The organism is Glaciibacter superstes DSM 21135, from assembly GCF_000421145.1.
Classification (GTDB): domain Bacteria; phylum Actinomycetota; class Actinomycetes; order Actinomycetales; family Microbacteriaceae; genus Cryobacterium; species Cryobacterium superstes.
In genome coordinates, this window is record NZ_ATWH01000005.1 from 1 (window position 1) to 18,787 (window position 18,787).

18 protein-coding genes and 3 pseudogenes are annotated in these 18,787 nt (G+C 62.8%); 15 read left to right on the forward strand and 6 right to left on the reverse strand.

All coding sequences use genetic code 11. From position 1 onward, the window contains the following. Positions 1-319 (reverse strand): transposase domain-containing protein (locus tag K323_RS24880; RefSeq protein ID WP_245570943.1); only part of this gene is annotated, 319 nt, incomplete at its 3' end. Between the two features lie 107 nt (positions 320-426). Here K323_RS24880 and K323_RS0107620 point away from each other — a divergent pair. The 5 genes from K323_RS0107620 (at position 427) to K323_RS29770 (ending at position 5,800) form a co-directional block, all read left to right on the forward strand. After that, positions 427-1,017 carry a hypothetical protein gene (locus tag K323_RS0107620; protein ID WP_022884688.1) on the forward strand — a complete coding sequence of 197 codons (591 nt, stop codon included), beginning with the start codon at positions 427-429 and terminating at the stop codon, positions 1,015-1,017. Positions 1,018-1,059: 42 nt separating this feature from the next. After that, entirely contained in the window at positions 1,060-1,506 is a 447-nt protein-coding gene (locus tag K323_RS0107625; protein ID WP_157509382.1) for a hypothetical protein, read from the forward strand. Positions 1,507-1,644: 138 nt separating this feature from the next. Beyond that, positions 1,645-2,406 carry a hypothetical protein gene (locus tag K323_RS30210; protein ID WP_211219831.1) on the forward strand — a complete coding sequence of 254 codons (762 nt, stop codon included), beginning with the start codon at positions 1,645-1,647 and terminating at the stop codon, positions 2,404-2,406. Next, positions 2,331-3,194 (forward strand): hypothetical protein, encoded by an 864-nt coding sequence (locus tag K323_RS30215; RefSeq protein ID WP_211219832.1) that lies wholly within the window; start codon positions 2,331-2,333, stop codon positions 3,192-3,194. The genes K323_RS30210 and K323_RS30215 overlap by 76 nt, the downstream gene beginning before the upstream one ends. A 1,247-nt stretch (positions 3,195-4,441) precedes the next feature. Next, entirely contained in the window at positions 4,442-5,800 is a 1,359-nt protein-coding gene (locus K323_RS29770) for a lipocalin-like domain-containing protein (protein ID WP_211219833.1), read from the forward strand. 32 nt (positions 5,801-5,832) lie between these two features. Here K323_RS29770 and K323_RS30220 read toward each other — a convergent pair whose 3' ends face one another. Continuing rightward, positions 5,833-6,213 carry a peptidylprolyl isomerase gene (locus K323_RS30220; RefSeq protein ID WP_022884692.1) on the reverse strand — a complete coding sequence of 127 codons (381 nt, stop codon included), beginning with the start codon at positions 6,211-6,213 and terminating at the stop codon, positions 5,833-5,835. A 219-nt stretch (positions 6,214-6,432) separates the two neighbouring features. Between K323_RS30220 and K323_RS0107650 the strand changes: the two genes are divergently transcribed. Continuing rightward, positions 6,433-6,645, forward strand: coding sequence for a hypothetical protein (locus tag K323_RS0107650; RefSeq protein WP_157509384.1), 213 nt, complete (start codon positions 6,433-6,435; stop codon positions 6,643-6,645). Between the two features lie 18 nt (positions 6,646-6,663). Here the strand turns inward: K323_RS0107650 and K323_RS0107655 are convergent, their stop codons facing one another. The 4 genes and pseudogenes from K323_RS0107655 to K323_RS30740 all read right to left on the reverse strand — a co-directional run. Beyond that, entirely contained in the window at positions 6,664-7,284 is a 621-nt protein-coding gene (locus K323_RS0107655) for an IclR family transcriptional regulator (protein WP_245570944.1), read from the reverse strand. A gap of 112 nt (positions 7,285-7,396) precedes the next feature. After that, a pseudogene (locus K323_RS0107660) lies at positions 7,397-7,555 on the reverse strand (hypothetical protein); the annotation flags it as partial. Between the two features lie 315 nt (positions 7,556-7,870). Further along, positions 7,871-8,261, reverse strand: a pseudogene (locus K323_RS30405) (phosphorylase family protein); the annotation flags it as partial. A 450-nt stretch (positions 8,262-8,711) separates the two neighbouring features. Beyond that, positions 8,712-9,446: pseudogene (locus K323_RS30740) on the reverse strand (sulfatase-like hydrolase/transferase); the annotation flags it as partial. A 152-nt stretch (positions 9,447-9,598) separates the two neighbouring features. Here K323_RS30740 and K323_RS0107675 point away from each other — a divergent pair. From K323_RS0107675 to K323_RS0107710, 9 genes are all read left to right on the forward strand, one after another. Then, on the forward strand, positions 9,599-9,892 hold the full coding sequence (locus tag K323_RS0107675; protein ID WP_026851385.1) for an SDR family NAD(P)-dependent oxidoreductase: 294 nt from the start codon (positions 9,599-9,601) through the stop codon (positions 9,890-9,892). A 198-nt stretch (positions 9,893-10,090) separates the two neighbouring features. Then, the gene (locus K323_RS0107680) at positions 10,091-10,366 is read left to right on the forward strand and encodes a type II toxin-antitoxin system prevent-host-death family antitoxin (protein ID WP_022884696.1); all 276 of its coding nucleotides are present in this window, start codon (positions 10,091-10,093) and stop codon (positions 10,364-10,366) included. Continuing rightward, positions 10,363-10,587 (forward strand): type II toxin-antitoxin system RelE family toxin, encoded by a 225-nt coding sequence (locus K323_RS30855; RefSeq protein WP_084697097.1) that lies wholly within the window; start codon positions 10,363-10,365, stop codon positions 10,585-10,587. The genes K323_RS0107680 and K323_RS30855 overlap by 4 nt, the downstream gene beginning before the upstream one ends. A 172-nt stretch (positions 10,588-10,759) precedes the next feature. After that, positions 10,760-11,293, forward strand: a complete 534-nt coding sequence (locus K323_RS24905; protein ID WP_022884697.1) for a GntR family transcriptional regulator — start codon at positions 10,760-10,762, stop codon at positions 11,291-11,293. 262 nt (positions 11,294-11,555) lie between these two features. Then, positions 11,556-12,911, forward strand: coding sequence for an NAD(P)H-dependent oxidoreductase (locus tag K323_RS0107690; protein WP_022884698.1), 1,356 nt, complete (start codon positions 11,556-11,558; stop codon positions 12,909-12,911). Between the two features lie 35 nt (positions 12,912-12,946). Next, on the forward strand, positions 12,947-13,717 hold the full coding sequence (locus K323_RS0107695; protein ID WP_022884699.1) for a FadR/GntR family transcriptional regulator: 771 nt from the start codon (positions 12,947-12,949) through the stop codon (positions 13,715-13,717). Between the two features lie 103 nt (positions 13,718-13,820). Beyond that, the gene (locus K323_RS24910) at positions 13,821-15,659 is read left to right on the forward strand and encodes a four-carbon acid sugar kinase family protein (RefSeq protein ID WP_022884700.1); all 1,839 of its coding nucleotides are present in this window, start codon (positions 13,821-13,823) and stop codon (positions 15,657-15,659) included. Then, the gene (locus K323_RS0107705; RefSeq protein ID WP_022884701.1) at positions 15,649-17,331 is read left to right on the forward strand and encodes a GMC family oxidoreductase; all 1,683 of its coding nucleotides are present in this window, start codon (positions 15,649-15,651) and stop codon (positions 17,329-17,331) included. Before K323_RS24910 ends, K323_RS0107705 begins: the two co-directional genes overlap by 11 nt. Further along, complete coding sequence (locus K323_RS0107710; RefSeq protein ID WP_022884702.1) at positions 17,324-18,775, forward strand: aldehyde dehydrogenase family protein; 1,452 nt, start codon at positions 17,324-17,326, stop codon at positions 18,773-18,775. The genes K323_RS0107705 and K323_RS0107710 overlap by 8 nt, the downstream gene beginning before the upstream one ends. The last annotated feature ends 12 nt before the right edge of the window (positions 18,776-18,787 follow it).

The window sequence follows — 18,787 nt, forward strand, 5'->3', positions numbered from 1 at the left end:
CAAGCCGGTCACGGGCATGGGAGATCGCGGCCTTGTTCGCCAACTTCGGTGACTCCTCGGACCGCTCCGCCCACGCCAACCCATCCGAGATCAGCGCCAACACGTCCTCATAAGACCCATCCGAGTGCAGCGCCATCCCCATCGCAAAATACGCCACCGACCTCGCCGGCAACGAACGACGCCGCTGCTCAGTCCGGCCGCACTCCGCGATCACCGCATCGACAACATCCGGAGGGAACACCTTCGTCAACACACCAACGGACACCAGATCCGACAACCGACGATCCGACTCGGGCTTTCTCCAACCAGTACGAGGCATACCCGCAAACTACACCAAAAACCCCTAATTGAACGGTATTGGACCTAAAGGTGTCTTGCCTATGCTCCCCACAGTGCTATGTCACGACTGTTCGGTAGTGTTCTGATGTGAACGATTCCAGGCTCGCGTGGTACGACCGCACGTTGAACGCAACCGTTGTGGGCGGCGTCGTTGTTTTCGCTGTGACCTGGTTCGTGCCTTGGGCAATCTCCGAGGCAACAAAGGCTAAGGCACCAGCTTGGGCGTACCTCGTAGTCGCTGGGGTGGCGCTGATCGTGGCGTCGCTGGTCGTTCCGCCTTGGCGACGATTGATCTGGAACAACGTCGCTAAGGACGTCAAGTGGTTCTTTGCGATCCGCCCTATAACTCGACGCAAGAAGGAATTGCTGGAGCAGGCTGGATATGATCGCCGCAGCGGTGAAGTTGCTGCGGAGCGCACCAGCGTTCCTCAGCCGAGCTGGCGCATAGACGCACGCGACGCGTTCGGTGAGCGCAACGTCCACTGGCTGAACAACCAGGGGTATGCCGTGACGGACGTGGCGTTGTCGTGCAATCCAGAGTTCTTCGCTCTCGATGGTGACGTCTTCTGGAAAGGCACGTTCGGCTCCGACAGCTCCGGCGGTAGCATCGGTAGCTGGTTCAAGGGTGTTACCACTGAGCGCGGTCGCACTGAAGGAGTGACCTTCGGCGTGACGTGAATCGACAGGAATGGCGACTCCCATGAGAAGGACGTGCTCCTCTTGCCTGAAGACGTGCGCGCGGCCCGCGACAAGGCGCTAGACGAAGCTCACTTGAACGGCATCGAAGCGGGCAGGTCCATGGCCGCTGAAGAGACCGCGGTCCGGCTACCACCACCCAAGCCGCGCTGGGATGTCACAGCTGCCGCGTGGTCTGCAACCCGGGACAGCGTAGCCGCGCAGGCAGCGCTGCATAACAGAATGCCAGACAGCGTCGCAAGAGGTGTCCGCATCGAGCCGGCCAACACTGATGGGCGCATCACAAGCAGCGGATATTGGGAGGATTTATCCGGACAAAACTCTGGAAGCTTCAACGTGTCGGTCAGCGGTAGTGCGCCCGAGCATGGCACGCCTCTGACCATCGAATGGTATGACGAAAGCGGCGAGAAGCATAAGCAATCCGTTCGGATGGACCCACTATTCGATGTTCAAGACGCACCCTTCCAATGAGGCGAGCCTCTGACCGCCGAGTCGTGGGGCTGGTTCACGGCTGTTGACTGCGGTATTCCTGTTGTCATGGATGCGTCAACAGCGACAGCGAACGTGAACAACCTTCTTGAAGGTCACACGCAGTTGGATATTGAGTGTTTGGATCGGATCTATCTGAACGGGTACGTCCCTGTGTTGCAGGTCGGCGGTCAGGTGGTGAACTTCATGAAGAAGCATCTGGGGAAGAACATCCCCTCGCCGGCGATTCTGGAGAAGATCGGTTCCCGGTTCCGCGCGAACGTGACGGCGTTTACGGAGCAGGGCGGGATCCCGCTGGTCCGGTTTGCGAGGGGCGACCGGAAGCTCGACGTGATGCGCAAGCATCTGGCCCGGCAGGAGAAGACCGGGCGTTCCGGGGTCGCTGCGGTCGGTGTCGCGCAGGAGTTCCAGAACGTGTTCGCCGCGAACCGGCGCGAAGGCAACGCGGGCGGTGTTCCGTTCTACTCGTTCACGAAAGCCGACCGGCGGGTCACCTGCTTCTACTTCTATCTCTGGGACGAGGACTTCGGGCCGGGGTTCATCAAGATCTGTTCATACTTCCCCTACCCGATTAAGGTTTGGATCAACGGGCATGAATGGGCTAAACGTCAAGCCGCGAAGGCCGGAGTCGTGTTCACCGCGTTGTCCAACGGGTTCCAATCCTGCGAGGACCCGGGAGCGTTGCAAGAGATCTGTGACCGGCTCGGCCCGACACAGATCGAGGCGTTCTTCGACCGGTGGATGAACCAGCTGCCTGTCCGTTGGATGAGTATGACCGCACGTTCGGCTACTGGTGGGAGCTGTCGATGCGTCAGATCGAAACGTCTCGCACGATCGTGTTCGATGCCCCGCGTCATGCCCGCGGGTTCGTCGACGCGCTGATCACGGACAATCTGAACGTGGGCCGGCCGGACACGCTCGAGGTCATCTTCGGAAGGAGGATCATCCATGGCAAGAAACGTCGCACTCAGGAGGTTTTCAACACGAAAGTCGTCACCGCTGATACCGGCGTCACGTTGAACACGTTCTACAAGCACTCCCGGATCAAGCAATATCTCAAAGACGGTCGCGCCTTACGGATCGAGACCGTGATCAACTCACCCACTGATCTGGGCGTCGCACGGCGTCTGGAACATTTGGACGAACTGCAACACAAATCACGTGACATCAACACCCGTCTGCTCGATACTGAACGTGTCGGGCAGGGCCTGATCCTCGCGAGCCCAGCCTTTGAGCGGGCCACGCAGTCCACCCTCACCGAGGATGGCAGGAGGGCCCCGGCCCTCAGGTTCGGCGATCCTCGGGTGATGGCCCTGCTCGGCGCTCTCTGCATGTTCAGGAATGTTCTCGGCTTCACCAACAAGAGCCTCCGCGCCCAGGTGAGCATGCTGCCGGGCGTCCCCTATCGAATGAATCAGATCAGCTACGACCTGTCGCGCCTCGCCCGCAAAGGTCTCATCCAGCGCATCCCGAGAACGAACACATACGCCCTGACCAGCGACGGACTCCGAATCGCGCTGTTCTACACGAAGGTCCATGACCGGCTCCTCATCCCGCTCTGCACAGCCGATCAACCGCCCGCCCCCGTCGAACTACGCGATGCTCTTCGCACCATCGACACTCACGTCGAGAACTACATCGACCGCGCACGCCTCGGAAAGGCCCCTTGAAAACTCAAGACAAACGTCGGAATTCTGACCCCCAAGGATCGCTAGCGCCGGGAGCGATGCCGTGCACGAGCTGTGCCATAGCGCGGCCCTCGTCGCCGACCCAGTCCGAACCGGGTTCGGCGTCGCGGACGACGCTGACCTCCGTCCGGTACCCGCAAGGGTTCGCCGCGCCGGGGAGACTACCCAGGGCGACATCGTCCTACGGCGTTGTGGCCGATTCCGTCGAGGCATCGAAGGAATCCGAGATGATGCCCACGGTGATACCCGAGCCATCAACCCCGAATTCCTCTCGTGCACGGCTGCGCTCAGCGGGGCGTCCGCTTCGACCGGTACGGCTCGGCACGCTGGCGGTGAAACTACGGTGCCGCCGGCCACCACACCCGACGCGGGAGCGGGCGGCGTCAGGGATTCGACTTTGCCCACGGCTGGTGGAGTCGACGCAACGACGAAGCGCACGCCGGGAACCGCCCGAAGAAGCTCAACCTGGTCGGGGAGAGTGGACCCGGTTATCACACCGAACTCAGGCGCCGTCGTGGTCACATCGAGGTACGGGGCAACGAGTGTCTGCACCTCGCCGAGCGGTGTTCCGGGTTCAACGTAGACCTCGACCGTAAGTCTCCCGGTACTGTCGACCGGTTGCACTTCGGCACCGGCCGCAGGCAGCAGGTCGAATATCGACCCGGTCGCACCGTCGTCGTCGGGTTCCTCGGCGTGCGCCGGAAGGGACATCCCGAGTATCACGGCTGCCGTTGCTGCCGTTGCTGCCGTGGCCAAGGCTCTCATAAGTCGTCTACTGTGACGTTCTCTCAGGCGCTCTACTTTGTCGGAATGTGCGCGGCACAACCAAATCCGGCTGAACTGCGCTGTGCGCGCGAGCGGGCCGTCCCACACAATGGGGGGTCGACTCGAAAGTGAACGGTCAACGATAATTGGGCGACGCGTGCGCACCCCCTTGTGCTCGCGTTGAAACGCCCCGCACGCCGTGCCCTAACTAATGGCGGGCGGGGCGCTCATATGCGCCAACCGTAGCCCGCCGCAATTTGCCGCCATCGAAGTCTGATTACGGCGGACGCGCCGATCGCCGGCAAGGCGTTCGTCGCCTGCGTTCGCGCGGCGGCACGCGAATGGCGATGTGCCGACCGCCGACAGGAACTGTCGCATCTCCGCTGGCCCAACTGCGACCTCGGCCGCCATCTCACATGGTACGGTCAACACGAACTTCGACGGGGAGCGTGAGCGTGCGAACAGTGGGTCAAGTACGACGAATGATCGGCACGGTGATCGCGGCGACAGCGATCGTCGCCATGAGCGCGTGCGCCTCACCGGCCCCGCAGGGGGCGCCCCAGTCGAGCGGTACACCAATTCCGGTGGCCGCGGATAGCGCTGCGGTCAGCCTGCCGGAGGACATGTACCTCCACCTCGGCGCTCCGACCGAGTGGTGGTGGAACATCGGAACGCTCCGGTCGGGAGACCGGGTGTTCGGCTTCGAGATCAACGCGGCCGGGTTCCCGGTCAATGGCTGGGCCTTCACGCAGGTCATGCTCACCGATGTGCAGAACGGCAAGCACTACCAGTCGACCACCGTTTACCTCCCCCCGAAGTCCTGGGACCCGCAACATTGGGCCGAGTCGGACCCGACGAAGGACTGGTTCGCCCGCCTCGGTGACCCGGCGAGCCAGCTCGGCGGCATCGTCGTCACCGACCCCGGGAGCGGGTACACGAGCGCGCCGACGGTGACGATCGGCGATGGCGGGACCGGCGCCTCCGCGATCGCGACCCTGGGCACGGACGGCGGGGTGGGTGTCGTCCTGGTGAGTGATCCAGGCACGGGCTATACCTCGGTGCCCGAGATCACGATCAGCGGCGACGGGACCGGCGCGAAGGCCGTTGCCTATCCCTCGTACGTCTCGATGTCGGCGCAGGGGGACGACCCGACGCAGGGGCTGCACATCGAGGCGCTCATGGCGGATGAGGCCACGTTGACGCCGGTGCAGTTCGACCTGACGGAGTCGCAGCAGGGCAGCCCGTTCGTCGTGTGGGGCAGCGGCGTGAACTCGACGGATCATGCGCTCGATCTGCAACACAAGAACTACTACTACTCGCTCACCCACCTGCAGACGACGGGCACGATCACGCTCGACGGAGAGAAGATCCCCGTCACCGGCGAGACGTGGATGGACCATGAGTACGGTGCGTTCGGCGACTCGGCGAACCCGGTCAAGTGGAACCTCACCGACCAGCAGCTCGACAACGGCTGGACGCTGTCGAACTACTTCCTCTCGAAGGCTGGCGAGGATCCGCCCACGGATGTCGCGGTTCCGTCGTACTCGACGTTGCAGAGCCCAGACGGGCAGATGTATTACGTCGCGAGCACGATGACGCCGCTCGCGCCGACGTGGAAGAGCCCGGTCACTGGGGAGACCTATTACACGAGCGTCCGGGTGCAGATCCCGCTCTTCGACGTGGACTTCACCGTGACGGCGCCGATCGGTGATCAGGAGTTCCCGACGCAGGGCGCTCCCGTGTACGAGGGCATCGGCTCGGTGGACGGCACGTTCCAGGGCGAGCCCGTCACAGGCGACGGCTGGATCGAACAGGCGCACTGAATCGAACAGGCGCGCCCTGTTGAGCGAGGCTGCTAGCGGAGCATGCCGAACCAGGGTCCCCACAGCGCCAGGCCGGACACCGTGAGCCACACCATGGTGGCCATCGGCACGAGCGCGAGGTAGCCGAGGACGAACGCGGTGATCGAGAGACCGCGCCCCGAGCCGCTGAGCCGACGGGCCCTGGCGAACCCGATGTGCCCGAGCACGATCGCGAGCACCACGACGACCAACCAGAGCGCGGGCGCGGCGATGAGGATGCCCTGGATCACCGCGAACACCATCGCGTCCGGAAGCGCCTTTCCCAGCAGAAAGGTTGCGCCGCCCGCGATTGCCAGCAGCCCGAATACGAACGCAGTGACCGCGGCGCGGTTGCGCCGCTCGCTGCTCGGCGCGATTACCTCGATAGTCGTCATACGGGCACAATACCGGTCGGCGCCGCTGTTGAACGTCCGACCCGGGATCACGAATCCGTCGGACCGCTCGTCAGGGTGCCACGAATGAGTTGAGAGACCCAGTAATCTACGGATATCCAAACGGCTGTACGTCTGCGACAAGCAGCAACACCCACAGGGAATTGAGAATGCGCGGGTGCCGCATCCGCAGCTGGCTTACACGTGTTCACCGATGACGGAGTGACGAATCACGATGGCTGGGACGAAGCGCTCGAGTCGTTCACTCGAAAGCGGGCGCCACAAGCGGGCCGCGTTCAGCGCACCGCACGAACCTGGGGCAACATCACGCATGCCGATGGACTCGAGCGGGTGTTTCGTGACGAGCTCCTGGCTCGCCGCGACCCGGACGACTTTCGCTACATCGACTGGCTCTACGGCGATCACGCTGATTGACCGATACGGCGAGAAAGTTCAGCTCATGATGACTGCGAGAGTGCGGCTCGCCTCGGTGGCCGCTGACTCGAGCGCCTCGATGAGCTCTGGCCGGGCGCTCTCGGGCAAACGTCGCTCGATGGCGACAATGCTCAGTGCAGCGACGACCGTCCCGGACTCGTCGAAGATGGGTGCCGCGATACCGAGAGCGTCAGCATCCACTTCGCCGTATGAAATGGCATAGCCCTGGGTCCGTATTTGAGCGAGCCGCTCGATGAGTAGATCGACGTCGGTCAGCGTGTTGGGGCTGAATTTGCGAAGTTCGCGGCTGGTCAGCAGTGAGCGCGCTTCGTCTTCTGGAAGCCACGCGAGCAAGACCAGGGCAGACGCTCCCGCGTTGATGTCTAGCGTCGTGCCGCGCTCATAAGACAGTCGAATATATTGCCCCGTCGACTCCTCACGCTCAACGCAAACGATGATGTCTCCGACGCGACGGGTCAACAACACGGTTTGGTGGAATCGTTGCGTGAGCTTTTTCATCAGCGGGAGGATCGCGCCGGAGAACCCATATCCTTTTCGGGTAAGCCGGGCGAGGGCAAGGACTTGTAAGCCGAGTCGAAATCCTCCGCCGGGCGCCTCCTCAAGGAAGGCACTGGTCACCAGCGACTGTAGGTAGCGATACGCCGTAGATCTGGCGACGCCCAGTGTGGAGGCAACCTCCGTCGCGGACACCCTGAGGTGCTCATCAGAGAACAATCCCAGGATCGTGGTCTTTAAGGTCGCTCATGAGCGAGAGGAAATCGATGGCTGCGGAGATTTCATCCTTGTCGTGCACATTCGCCGGATCAACAAGGTAGCCAAGCGCCTCTTCGTATCCGAACAGCAGGTTGGGAACGCGTGAGATCCATTTGAATCCAGTCAAGGTCTCCACATATGGTCGTGGTTACCGCCAGCCACAATCCAGCCACAATCCAGCCCAAGTATGCGGCGAGTCCAGCGGCCGTCTGGCCTACGACGACTCGGTTCATGCGGGTGGGCCCGGCTCCGAGCGCTCCCCGGAGGCGTGCGGTGCCGAATTCGAGTCGCCCGTTGAAACGCTCAGCGAGGTTGCCGAGTGCGCGCGGGTCGGTGTTGTGCTCGACGCGAACAATCATTTCGGCGAGCTCTATCCTGGTTTCGAGGTTGGGATCCGGATCGAACCAGCTCCTCGCCGATTGGAGCAATTGTTCCCGGTCGTGCGGGATTGTCACGAGTCCGCGTCCGAAATGCGAGTCACGATCTGGGCCAGCAGCGGCCCCAGCCGAGCCTCAGCGGTTTTGCCCGCGTCGATGAGTTCCTCGTGGTTGAGTGGCGATTCCTGAATTCCCGCAGCTAGGTTTGTGATCAGCGAGATGCCGAACACCTCAAGCCCCGCCTGACGTGCCGCAATCGCTTCAAGGGCCGTGGACATTCCGACGATGTCACCGCCCAGCGCGCGCACCATTCGAACCTCGGCCGGCGTCTCGTAATGAGGGCCGGCCAGCTGGGCATAAACTCCGTCATCGAGCGTTGCGTCCACCTCTCGCGCGAGCTCGCAAAAGCGCGCTGTAGAGGTCAGTCAAGTCGACAAAGGTTGGACCAATGATAGGTGACTGGCCGAACAGCCTCACGTCGGCGACGCGGCCCGGCCCGCGTTGGGAGAAGAAGCCCACGGTGCTTTTTCCGGCGGGCACGGGGGTGCTGGAGGCGACCGCGACACGCTCGCTTAGCATGTGGTGCTCGAAGTGGAGGAAATTATCCCTGACGAACAGCACATAGCCGCCGTATCCGGCACGGGATGCGAGCAGGACTCCGTTCTCGGTGCCGGTGCGAGTCAGTCGCGCGCTCACGCGCATCGTCCGGTTGGTTCCGGTGAGCCGGGTTGTGAAGCTGAGGTGGCTTTGGCCGGGGCGAAGCACGATCTTCCGCATCAGGGCTCGCGCACTTCCGCCGCGTGCTTCGAGCAGCTCCTTCAAGGATCGATCGTCAAGAGGGAGCACACTGTTCTTCGCCGCCTCGTCCCACCAGAGTTCTGTCAACGCTTTGAGCTTGTCAGGCTGCTCATCCGCGATGTCGGTGGTTTCGGCAAAGTCCCGCTCGAGGTCGTAGAGGCGCCACTGGTCCTGGTCATAGGGGGTGCCCTTTTGGTGTTGCGTGACGGCGCGCCACCCGTTGTGCCAGATTCCTCGATGCCCGAGCATCTCGAAGTACTGGGTCTGTCGTGCCGGCGGCGCGGCGTCGTCGGCGATCATGGTGTGCATCGATGCGCCATCCAGCGCGGCGATGATGTCGAAGCGATCGTCGTCTTCCCGGTCGAGGGCCGTGTCCACGAAGGTGGCAGCGAGATCGATGACGTGTGCGAACTGGGAGCGCACCTCACCGGCCGGCGCGACTCCCGGCCAGTGCACGATGAGGGGAGATCGCGTCCCGCCGAGGTCGACGTATTGCTTGTAGCGCCGGAATGGAGTGTTGCCAGCCATCGCCCAGCCGGTCGCATAGTGCGTCGGGTGCGTGTGATCGCCGATAAAGGGGAGACCGGCTGTCTCGGAATCGGCGTCGAGAGCGAGGTTGTTGTACGGGCCGAGCACGTTCGTGGTACCGAAATCGCGGCCGTCGCCTGCCGCTCCGTTGTCGGACAACACGACGATCATTGTGTTGTCGAGTTGCCCGGTCTGCTCAAGCCAGGAGACCAGCCGCCCAAGCTGCGCGTCGGTGTGCTCCAAGAAGCCGACGAAGGCTTCCTGGCCACCAGCGGCAATGCTTCGTTCGTTCGACCTCGGATAGTTCCTCCCACTGCGGCACATTCTCGTCGCGCTCGGTGAGCTCGGTCCCTTCGGGCATCACGCCAGGTTCGAGCTGACGGACGAGGCGCTCCTCGCGTAGTTGGTCCCAGCCGGCATCGTAACGACCTCGATATCGTTCGATCCACTCGGCAGGTGCTTGGAACGGTGCGTGAGTGGCCCCGAACGCGAGCTGCTACCGCTCGTCGAAGGCAGCGGTCAACGCGCTCACCGTTCTGTACTCGCAGACGCTCGCTGCCGACCTCATCAAAGTGAATGCCCTGGCTCCAGGGCGCCGGGCCACCAATCTCACCCCGGCCGTGCGAGCAACGATACCGGAGCAGCTCGCGGCGATGAACGCCGGCGACCCGGCGGAGGCTGCGGTCGAGGCCGTGCGGCTGGCAACGCTGCCGGACGACGGGTCGACCGGCTCGTTCATTTCGTGGGATGGCACCGTTGTTCCGTGGTGACGTCGGTGCCCGCGGTTGAGACCGGACGTCTGGTTGACGTTTCGGCGCAGCCCCGCATTCTTGAAGCGGGCGAGGGAATGAGCGGTATTTCCGTTCCCTCGCTGCCGTGATGGGGTGCGGCGATTACCGGGTGCGCGCCCGACGCCGCATGGTTTCCTCGCGATGGCGAGGTTGGCGTCCTTGGCGTAGATTAGGTGCATGAGCACCAACATCGAGCTTTCTGTTAGCCAAGCGCGCGATCACTTTTCCGATGCCGTGAATCGAGCTGCGTACGGTGGCGAGATCACGTACGTGACTCGTGGGCGGGGTCAGAAGCGGGCCGCGGCGATCGTGCCAGCTGAACTCGTTGACCGCTACGAGGCGATGATTGACAGCGAGGATGGTCGCGTCGCGTTGGAGCGACTGGCCGATCTCGACGCCGGACGCACCACGGCAGTCTCCGCAGATGAGGTGGCCCGGAAGCTCGGGCTGTGAGTGCGGCTGGCCCGTTTGCTGTCGAATATGATCCAAGGGCGCTCAAGGAGTTGGCCGAGCTCGACAAGCCAGTTGCTCGCCGCATTGTAAAAGTCGTTAGTGCTCTGAGCGACGACCCGCGACCGAGTGGCACCCGCCCACTCGTCGGCTACCCAAACCTGTGGCGTATTCGCGTAGGTGAGTACCGGGTCATTTCAAAGACGCCGAACTCGTGGTCCTGACTTTTACGGGTAGCGCACCGGAGCAGCCTCTAGAAAGATTGGTGACTCTACATTCAGAAGTCATGCGTGGCTGAAATGGGCAGCCTGCCCTCCCCCTCGCTACGGCGATGTGTTGCGGCGATTATCGGGTGTGTGCCCGGCGTCACAACAGTGTGACCGGTGGCACTGCGAAGTGGAGGGCGGCGTCAACTCGTGGGGCGTGAGCCGCGGCACGTTGCGCCGGGCGTTGACGACGCTTATTCGGGAAGGCCTGCTGAAGCAGGTGCAGGGGCGGGGCACGTTTGTGACGTCGACGCTGATTGAGCCGGCGATCGCGCAAAAGCTGAGCACGTTGTCTGAGGATTTCGCGAGCCAGGGGGTGGCGGTTGAGACGCGGGTGCTGTCGGCGGAGCTGATTGAGGCGCCGCTGTTCAACTATGTGCGTACTGATCTGACGCCGGGGATTGAGAAGATCGATTTCGGGCTCAACAGCCTGTTCGGCACGCTGGAGGATCGGTACCAGTTGAAGATCGCTTCAGGGCGGCGTACGTTCACCGCTGAGGAGGCGTCTTCTGAGGTCGCGGCCGAGCTTGGTGTGGCGGTGGGGTCGCCGGTGCAGTACCTGGAGCAGGTGACGTATCTCGACGATGGTCGTCCGATCGAGTACTCCGACGTCTGGATCAACAGCAAGATGCTGCGCGTGACGTCGATGCTGGCGCGGCGCTGACGCGCTCGGCATCATCTCCGCTGCTTGAACCTGTCGAATCCAATACGGGACCTTGAGCCTTCGACTGGCTCGGGACGGCGCAGGCTTGACCGATGACCCTTCGCGCCCCCCGGCTCGACCGGCCAATGCCGCGGTGTCTCGACGTGCTCGACACCGACGACTCATAGCGCGGACTTGACATTCCGCAGCCTCTTCCCAGAGACTAAGTTCAGATGGTCAGACCATCTGGCTGTAACACCTCACGAAGGAGTGACTCCGTTCCATGAATCTCTACTCACTAATGAAGAAGCGGGCGGAAGCGTCCGGCCCGATCCGTGTGGGCGTTATCGGCGCGGGAAAGTTTGCGTCGATGTTCCTCACCCAGGCAGTGAGCAGCGAGTACATTCACGTTGTGGGCGTTGCCGACATCGACGTGCCCAAGGCTCGGAACGCCCTCCAGCGAACGGGATGGCCGGTGGAGCGTTACAGCGCTTCGTCCTTCGATGAGGCGCTGAGTACTGGTTCCACATTCGTAACGGCGAGCGCAGACGATCTGATCGGCGTACCTCAGATCGAGGTGATCCTCGAAGTGACCGGTAATCCTCTCATCGGTGCCTACCATGCCCACAATGCCATCGATCACGGTAAGCACGTCGTCATGGTCAACGTCGAAGCAGATTGCATGGTTGGGCCTGTGCTTGCCAAGCGCGCGCAGGCTGCCGGCCTGGTCTATTCCATGGCCTACGGAGACCAACCCGCTCTGATCTCGGAACTTGTCGACTGGTGCCGTGTCGTCGGATTCGATGTGGTGTCCGCAGGCAAAGGCACGAAGTATCTCCCCGAGTACAACTACTCGACCCCGGATACCGTGTGGGACTATTACGGTTTTACCAGCGAACAGCTTGAGACCGGCGACTTCAACCCCAAGATGTTCAACTCCTTCCTCGACGGCACAAAGTCAGCCATCGAGATGGCTGCGGTGGCGAATGGAACGGGCCTCATCCCACAGGATGAAGGTCTTCTGTTTCCCCCTGCAGGAGTCGACGATCTGCCGCAGGTCTACCGAGAGTCCGCACTCGGAGGTTCCCTGACCCGGCGGGGCACGGTCGAGATCGCCTCAAGCCTGCATCGTGACGGCTCACAGGTCAGCCGTGACCTTCGCTGGGGGGTCTTCGTCACGTTCGAGGCACGAACGGAATACGCGCGCCAGTGTTTCGCCGAATATGGAGTACTCACCGACGAGACCGGTCGCTACGGATCACTGTATCGCCCGTACCACATGATCGGACTCGAGCTGGGAATCAGCATCGCCTCCGCGGTGCTGAGGGGTGAGCCGACGGGCTCTCCGACAGGTTTCCGCGGGGATGTCGTGACAACGGCGAAAAAGGATCTCCGAGCAGGCGACACGCTCGACGGCGAGGGCGGCTACACCGTCTTCGGGAAGCTCGCTCCAGCTCACATCTCCCTGGAGAGAAACGCGCTTCCCCTCGGACTTGCTCATGGTGCGAAGCTCACCAGGGACGTTGCGAAGGATCACACTGTGTCGTGGGCCGATGTGGTAATCGACGAAAACGAACTTGCCGTCCAGCTTCGCCGGGAGATGGAAATCGCATTTGCCGCCGACGTTGTCGGCGCGTGACACAGTGACCACTCGTATCCTGATTCGACCCACCTATGACGCAACTGAAGGGACACAACGACATGCCGTCACCTGAGGAATGGCAACCCGTCCAGCGGCTGCGCACTTACGAGCAAGTCATGGCGCAGATCGAAGAACGGATCCTCGACGGCCGTCTCAAGGCAGGCGATCATTTGCCGAGCGAACGGGATCTCGCGGTCCTGCTCGGGGTTTCGCGTCCGTCGTTGCGTGAATCGCTCCGCGTTCTTGAGGCCCTTGGCGTCGTCGACATCCGGCGAGGGGGTGGCGCAGATGGGGGCGCAGTACTGCTGGCGAAGGCCGGTCCCGGCTTCGTCAACCTGCTCAAACTACAAATCGCGCTCGGTCACTTCAGTCAGACTGACCTGCTCGAAACGCGCATCGCGCTCGAGTCCTGGTCCTGTTCAGAGGCGGCTTCTCGCTCAACCGAGGTGGACATCAAAGACCTCGCGAGCATCCTTGATCAAATGGACGATCCACAGATCGAGACATACGAATTCAATCGGCTCGATACTGCGTTCCATGTGCGCATCGCGGAGTCGACGGAAAATATGCTCACGTCTCATCTCATGCAGTCGCTCCGTATCGCCATCAACCGGCAAATGATCGAGGCATATGCACGTCTGTCCGATTGGCGGGCCACGGCGCGTGAGGTTCGACAGGAGCATCGAGCGATTCTCGATGCGATCTCGAACCGAGACTCCGCGGAGGCGGTGCGACTGGTGACGTCACACATCCACAGCTTCTATCAGCTCGGCAACGTGGGAGGACTCGTCCAGCCCGTTTAGTGGCCCTCGGCAACTCTTCTACAAAAACGCACACCATCCCCGGTGAAGCGGTCGTTCGGCGATGCCCGACGATCGCCACCGACCGACCTTGAAAGGTAGATCAGTGAAAACGGTCGTACTCGACGATGATCCGACAGGCACCCAGTCCGCCTCTGATGTGACGGTCCTGCTCGCCAGCGACGCCGACATGATCACAGATGTCCTGCGCACCGAGAACAGCGTCTATATCCAAACGAACAGCAGGTCGCTGGACACGGCGAGTGCCGTTCAGCTTGCCGCGCGCATTCGGTCGGACGCGCTCGAGGCCGGGGACCGCCTGGGCGAAGACATTCGTTTTGTGCTGCGGGGCGATTCAACCCTCCGGGGCCACGTCTTCACCGAGACAGCGGTCTTCATGGACGACGAGTCCGTCGTCCTGTTTGTGCCGGCTTTTCCCGATGGCGGGCGAGTAACGCGTAACGGCATCCACCTGGTCACGGTGGCCGGCGTCGAGGTGCCCGCAGGCCAGACGGAATACGCGTCAGATCCAGTGTTCCCATTCACGAACTCCCGGTTGTCCGAGTTCGTAAAAGAAACGAGCAGCTACCGACCGGTCGAAGTAGGAATTGACGTCGTGCGCTCCGGCGGTCTCGAAAACGTTCTCCTCGAGGCCCATGCCGGTTCCGTCGTACTCCCCGATGCGCACTCCAATGAGGACATTCGGGAGATCGCCCAGGCAACAGACCGGGCGCGGGCGCGGGGTGCTCGCATCGTGGTTCGTTCTGCGGCACCCCTCGCGGCGATGTTGGCTGGGGTCGAGAGCAGGGCTTTGCTCGGCACTCCGCTCGTGCCGACACCGCTGCCCACAGTGCTGGTCTGCGGGTCACACACCACCGGTGCAACGGCGCAGCTCGCCCAGCTCGTCCCCGGTTGGGGCCGGATCAACGTAATCGACACGGCCGAAGCGCTGCTCGCGACGGAGGCCGCCGCCGATACGACCACCACACTCGTGACGAGCGACATCACCGAATACGGACTGGCGATCCTGGCGACTGAGAGAAATCGCCGCCAATCCGACAACACACTGCGGCATGGCGAATTGGTGATGAAGTCCCTGATCGCTGTCGTGGAGAGTGTTCGGTCACAAGTCGGCGTGGTGATCGCCAAGGGCGGGATCACGTCGGCCGAGGTGGCCAGGCAGAGCCTCGGTGCGCGGTCAGGGAGGGTACTCGGGCAGATACTGCCCGGCGTGTCCGTGTGGCGTCTCAACGCGGCCGATGGTCGGGAGATCCTCTTCATCATCGTCCCGGGCAACGTCGGCGGACCCGAGACTCTCTCGCTCGTGCTTCAGGCGACGGGACTGGAACAGAAAGGCAATCCAATGTCTTCACGTGACACCCGTGCGCTGTCGAACAGCAGAATGATGCACGGAGGATGGCGGAACCAAGCGGCCCTGACCGAAAGCGAACGGCGCACGTTCGATGCGCTCGTCGACACGTTGATCCCCCCGGAGGACGGCTGGCCGGCGTCGACCGCCCTCGGCATCTGCGACCTCGCGATGCGGTATATCGTGCCAGATGAAGAAGAGTTGAGCTTGTACCCACATCTTCGCGCGGCAGAGCTCCGCGAGATCCTCGATACGACTCTCGCTCCGCTCCTTGGCGACTCCGCGGAGAAACGTACCGACTTCCTCGCGTCGCTGGAACAGCGCGATCCCTCGCTCTTCTGCCTTCTGCGTGACTTTGTCTATTACGTCTACTACGGCCACGAGTCCGTCGTATCACTGATCTCTTCACGGTCGAGACACGGCGCCGACTTCCACGGCGCCCCGCAACCGCTCGGCTACGACAGCGCGCTGGAGACGTGGGGCGACAAACCGCTCACTCGTACAGGCGCGTTCTTCCGGACCGACGACGTCGTCAGGATCCGCAGCACCAGAAAGGAAACACACGATGTCCGCTGAGGAAGAGTATGACGTTCTGGTGATCGGATCCGGGATGGGCGGCGGAGCAATGGCGGCTCGGCTCTCGGATCACGGGCTCCGTGTCGTCTGTCTGGAACAGGGCTACTGGTTCGACTCAGGGAAGGACTACGCGCACGGGCTCAACACCTGGGAGCTCGAAAAGCTACGCGGATGGTCGTACAACCCGAACGATCGGCAGCTTCCCGAGGACTATCCGATCGGTGGTCGCATCAAACCCCACCTCTACAACGCCGTCGGAGGCAGTACGAACGCCTACGGCGGCCACTGGCCGCGCTACAAGCCGGTCGACTTCCGCAAGGGCACCGAGCATGGACTCGAAGGGACGATCGATTGGCCGATCAGCTATGAAGACCTGGCGCCGTTCTACGACATCAACGATGCGGAAATGGGAGTCTCCGGTGTGCCGGGCGACCCCGCATATCCGCCGCGACCCGGCGCACCTCGCGATCCGACGACGCGGCCGGGGAAGCTCGGCCTGAAACTGTCGCGGGGGTTCGATGCCCTCGGCTGGCACTGGTGGCCGTCAGACAACGCCATCATCACCACGGGGCGTGAGGGCAGGCTCCCGTGCAACGAATGTGGTGCCTGCCTCTCGGGGTGTCCTCGCGGTTCCCTCGGCGGTGTCCATGTTGCCTATTGGCCCAGGGCACTCCGTAACGGGGTTGACCTTCGCACCGGAGCACGGGTCGAGAAGATTGACGTCGAAAAGGGTCGCGCAACGGGTGCTGTCTATATCGACATCGCGACCGGACAGCGGCACCGGGTGAAAGCCAGAATGGTGGTCGTGGCGGCCAGCGGAATCGGCACCCCTCGCCTGCTCCTGATGTCGAGCCAGCGCGGATTCCCGGATGGGCTTGCCAACGGAAACGGTCTGGTCGGCCGCCACCTCATGCACCACAGTTATGCGAACTGCGATGTATGGTTCGACGAGCCGATCGAAGGTTACAAAGGATCATTCGGTGCTCCGTTCTACTCCCAGGAGTTCTACGACACCGACCCGGCGAACCCGTTCGTCAACGGGTTCACGATGCAGGTTGGACGGTCGTACGGCGCCGCATTCACGGCGACGGGTTCGCACACCAGGGAGCCCATCGCATGGGGTCCTGGCCATCGTCGTCGTTTTGACGAAGACTTCGGGAACCAGCTTCTGGTCTATGTGCTGGCTGAAGACCTTCCCGTGGCGTCAAACCGCGTCTTGCTGGATGACAGCATCACCGATTCATCAGGATTGCCCGGCGTGCGAGTGGAGTTCCAGGCGCACCGAAACGATATCGACCTGACGAACTACGGCGTGAGTCGTCTTGAAGAAGTCGCTGCGGCGGCCGGTGCGTCCCGGGTGCGCTCCACCGGGGCACAGGACCTGCAGCCGGGCTGGCATCTCATGGGCACAGCGAGAATGGGCAACACCCCGGAGGACTCCACCACCAACAAATGGAACCAGACCTGGGAGGTGCCGAACCTCTTTGTTGTTGACGGTTCTTCGCTCACGACAGGGGCGGCGGTCAATCCGACGCCGACAATCGGAGCCCTGGCCGTGCGGGCGGCCGAGTACATCGCCCAAAACGGGGGAGCGATCACCGCGCAGACGGTGACTCCGGCAAACGCGGATGCGCCAGAACTCGATCATCGAAAGGTCATAACCCATGTCTGAAACCACAGTTTCTCCCCTCCTGGTCGGCGGCGTGTGGGGGGACGGCAGCTCCGATAGTGTCCTCGAGGTCGAGAATCCGGCCACCGGCCGATCGGCCGGCCGGGTATCGGTTGCCAGCCCGGCCGATGTCGACAGAGCGGTCAACGCCGCGCTCGTAGCGCAGCCGCGATGGGCCAGGAGTACCGTGGGCGAACGAGCAGCGGTGTTGACGCGACTTGCCGAACTCCTGGAGCGGGACCGCGAGCGGCTCGCCCGGATCATCACCTCTGAGCTCGGCAAGCCGATCACAGAGGCCAGGGGAGAAGTGGGAGGAGCGATCGGCTTCTGCCGGTACTTCGCCGCCGCAATTGTGACGTCTTCTGGCGAGCTCCTCCCCTCCACGGGGCCGAACCGCGAGCTCTGGATACGACGAGAACCCGTTGGTGTGGTCGCCGGGATCATCCCGTGGAACTACCCGCTCGCGCTGGCCGCACGCAAGGTCGCCCCTGCGCTGGCCGCCGGAAACGCCATCATCCTGAAGCCCAGCGAACTGACTCCGCTCTCGGCGCTGGCGTTTGCCGAGTTGGTGCTCGAAGCGGGGGTGGACGAGGGGCTCTTGTCGGTGCTTCCTGGCTCAGGATCGATCCTCGGGCCGGCGCTCGTTGCCTCACCTGGGGTGTCACTCATCACGATGACCGGTAGCGTGCGTGCGGGGCGATCCATCCTCTCCAACGCAGCCGACCGAGTGCTTCCGGTGTCGCTCGAACTCGGTGGCAACGCCCCATTCATCGTGTTTGCCGATTCGAACGTCGAACAAGCTGTCGAAGCCGCTGTCGGAATGCGAATGATGAACAACGGGCAGGCGTGCGTATGCAACGAGCGCACCTACGTCGAGGAATCCGTCTTCGAGGAGTTCGTCGCCCTGGCGACTGAGCGGGTGTCCAGCCTTCGAGTCGGGGACCCGCTAGACGACCTGACGGAGATCGGACCGAAGGCATCCGCGGGCGAGCTCGCCAACGTCGAACGCATCGTCGGGGACTCACTTGCCGTCGGAGCGCGCGCCACAATTGGAGGGCGCCGGTTGACCAGTGATTCCTTCTCCGAGGGGCACTGGTTCGAGCCGACGGTGCTCGTCGACGCTCCGGCGTCGTCACCGGCGCTGAAGGAGGAGATCTTCGGACCGGTACTCTCCGTGACGGCGTTCTCCTCGGAGGAGCAGGTTGTCGGGTGGGCGAATGACACCGAATTCGGCCTGAGTTCCTACCTCTATACGCAGAACTTCTCTCGAGTCATGCGGATGAGTGCAGCCCTGGAATCCGGTGAGGTCTTCGTCAATCGGGCCGGCCCGGAAGAGGTGAACGGGTTCCACGGCGGCTGGGGCCTCAGCGGGCTGGGCGGGGACGACGGAAGCCACGGCCTCGAGCTGTACCAGCGAAAGAAGACCGTCTACGTCGAATGGCAGTGAGTTGCCGCCAGG

Coding starts and splice junctions, on each gene's coding strand:
- K323_RS0107690 (WP_022884698.1), top strand. CDS start 11,556: ATGAATCTCTACTCACTAATGAAGAAGCGGGCGGAAGCGTCCGGCCCG.
- K323_RS0107680 (WP_022884696.1), top strand. CDS start 10,091: ATGAGCACCAACATCGAGCTTTCTGTTAGCCAAGCGCGCGATCACTTT.
- K323_RS0107710 (WP_022884702.1), top strand. CDS start 17,324: ATGTCTGAAACCACAGTTTCTCCCCTCCTGGTCGGCGGCGTGTGGGGG.
- K323_RS0107695 (WP_022884699.1), top strand. CDS start 12,947: ATGACGCAACTGAAGGGACACAACGACATGCCGTCACCTGAGGAATGG.
- K323_RS30220 (WP_022884692.1), bottom strand. CDS start 6,213: ATGACGACTATCGAGGTAATCGCGCCGAGCAGCGAGCGGCGCAACCGC.
- K323_RS0107705 (WP_022884701.1), top strand. CDS start 15,649: ATGTCCGCTGAGGAAGAGTATGACGTTCTGGTGATCGGATCCGGGATG.
- K323_RS30215 (WP_211219832.1), top strand. CDS start 2,331: ATGCGTCAGATCGAAACGTCTCGCACGATCGTGTTCGATGCCCCGCGT.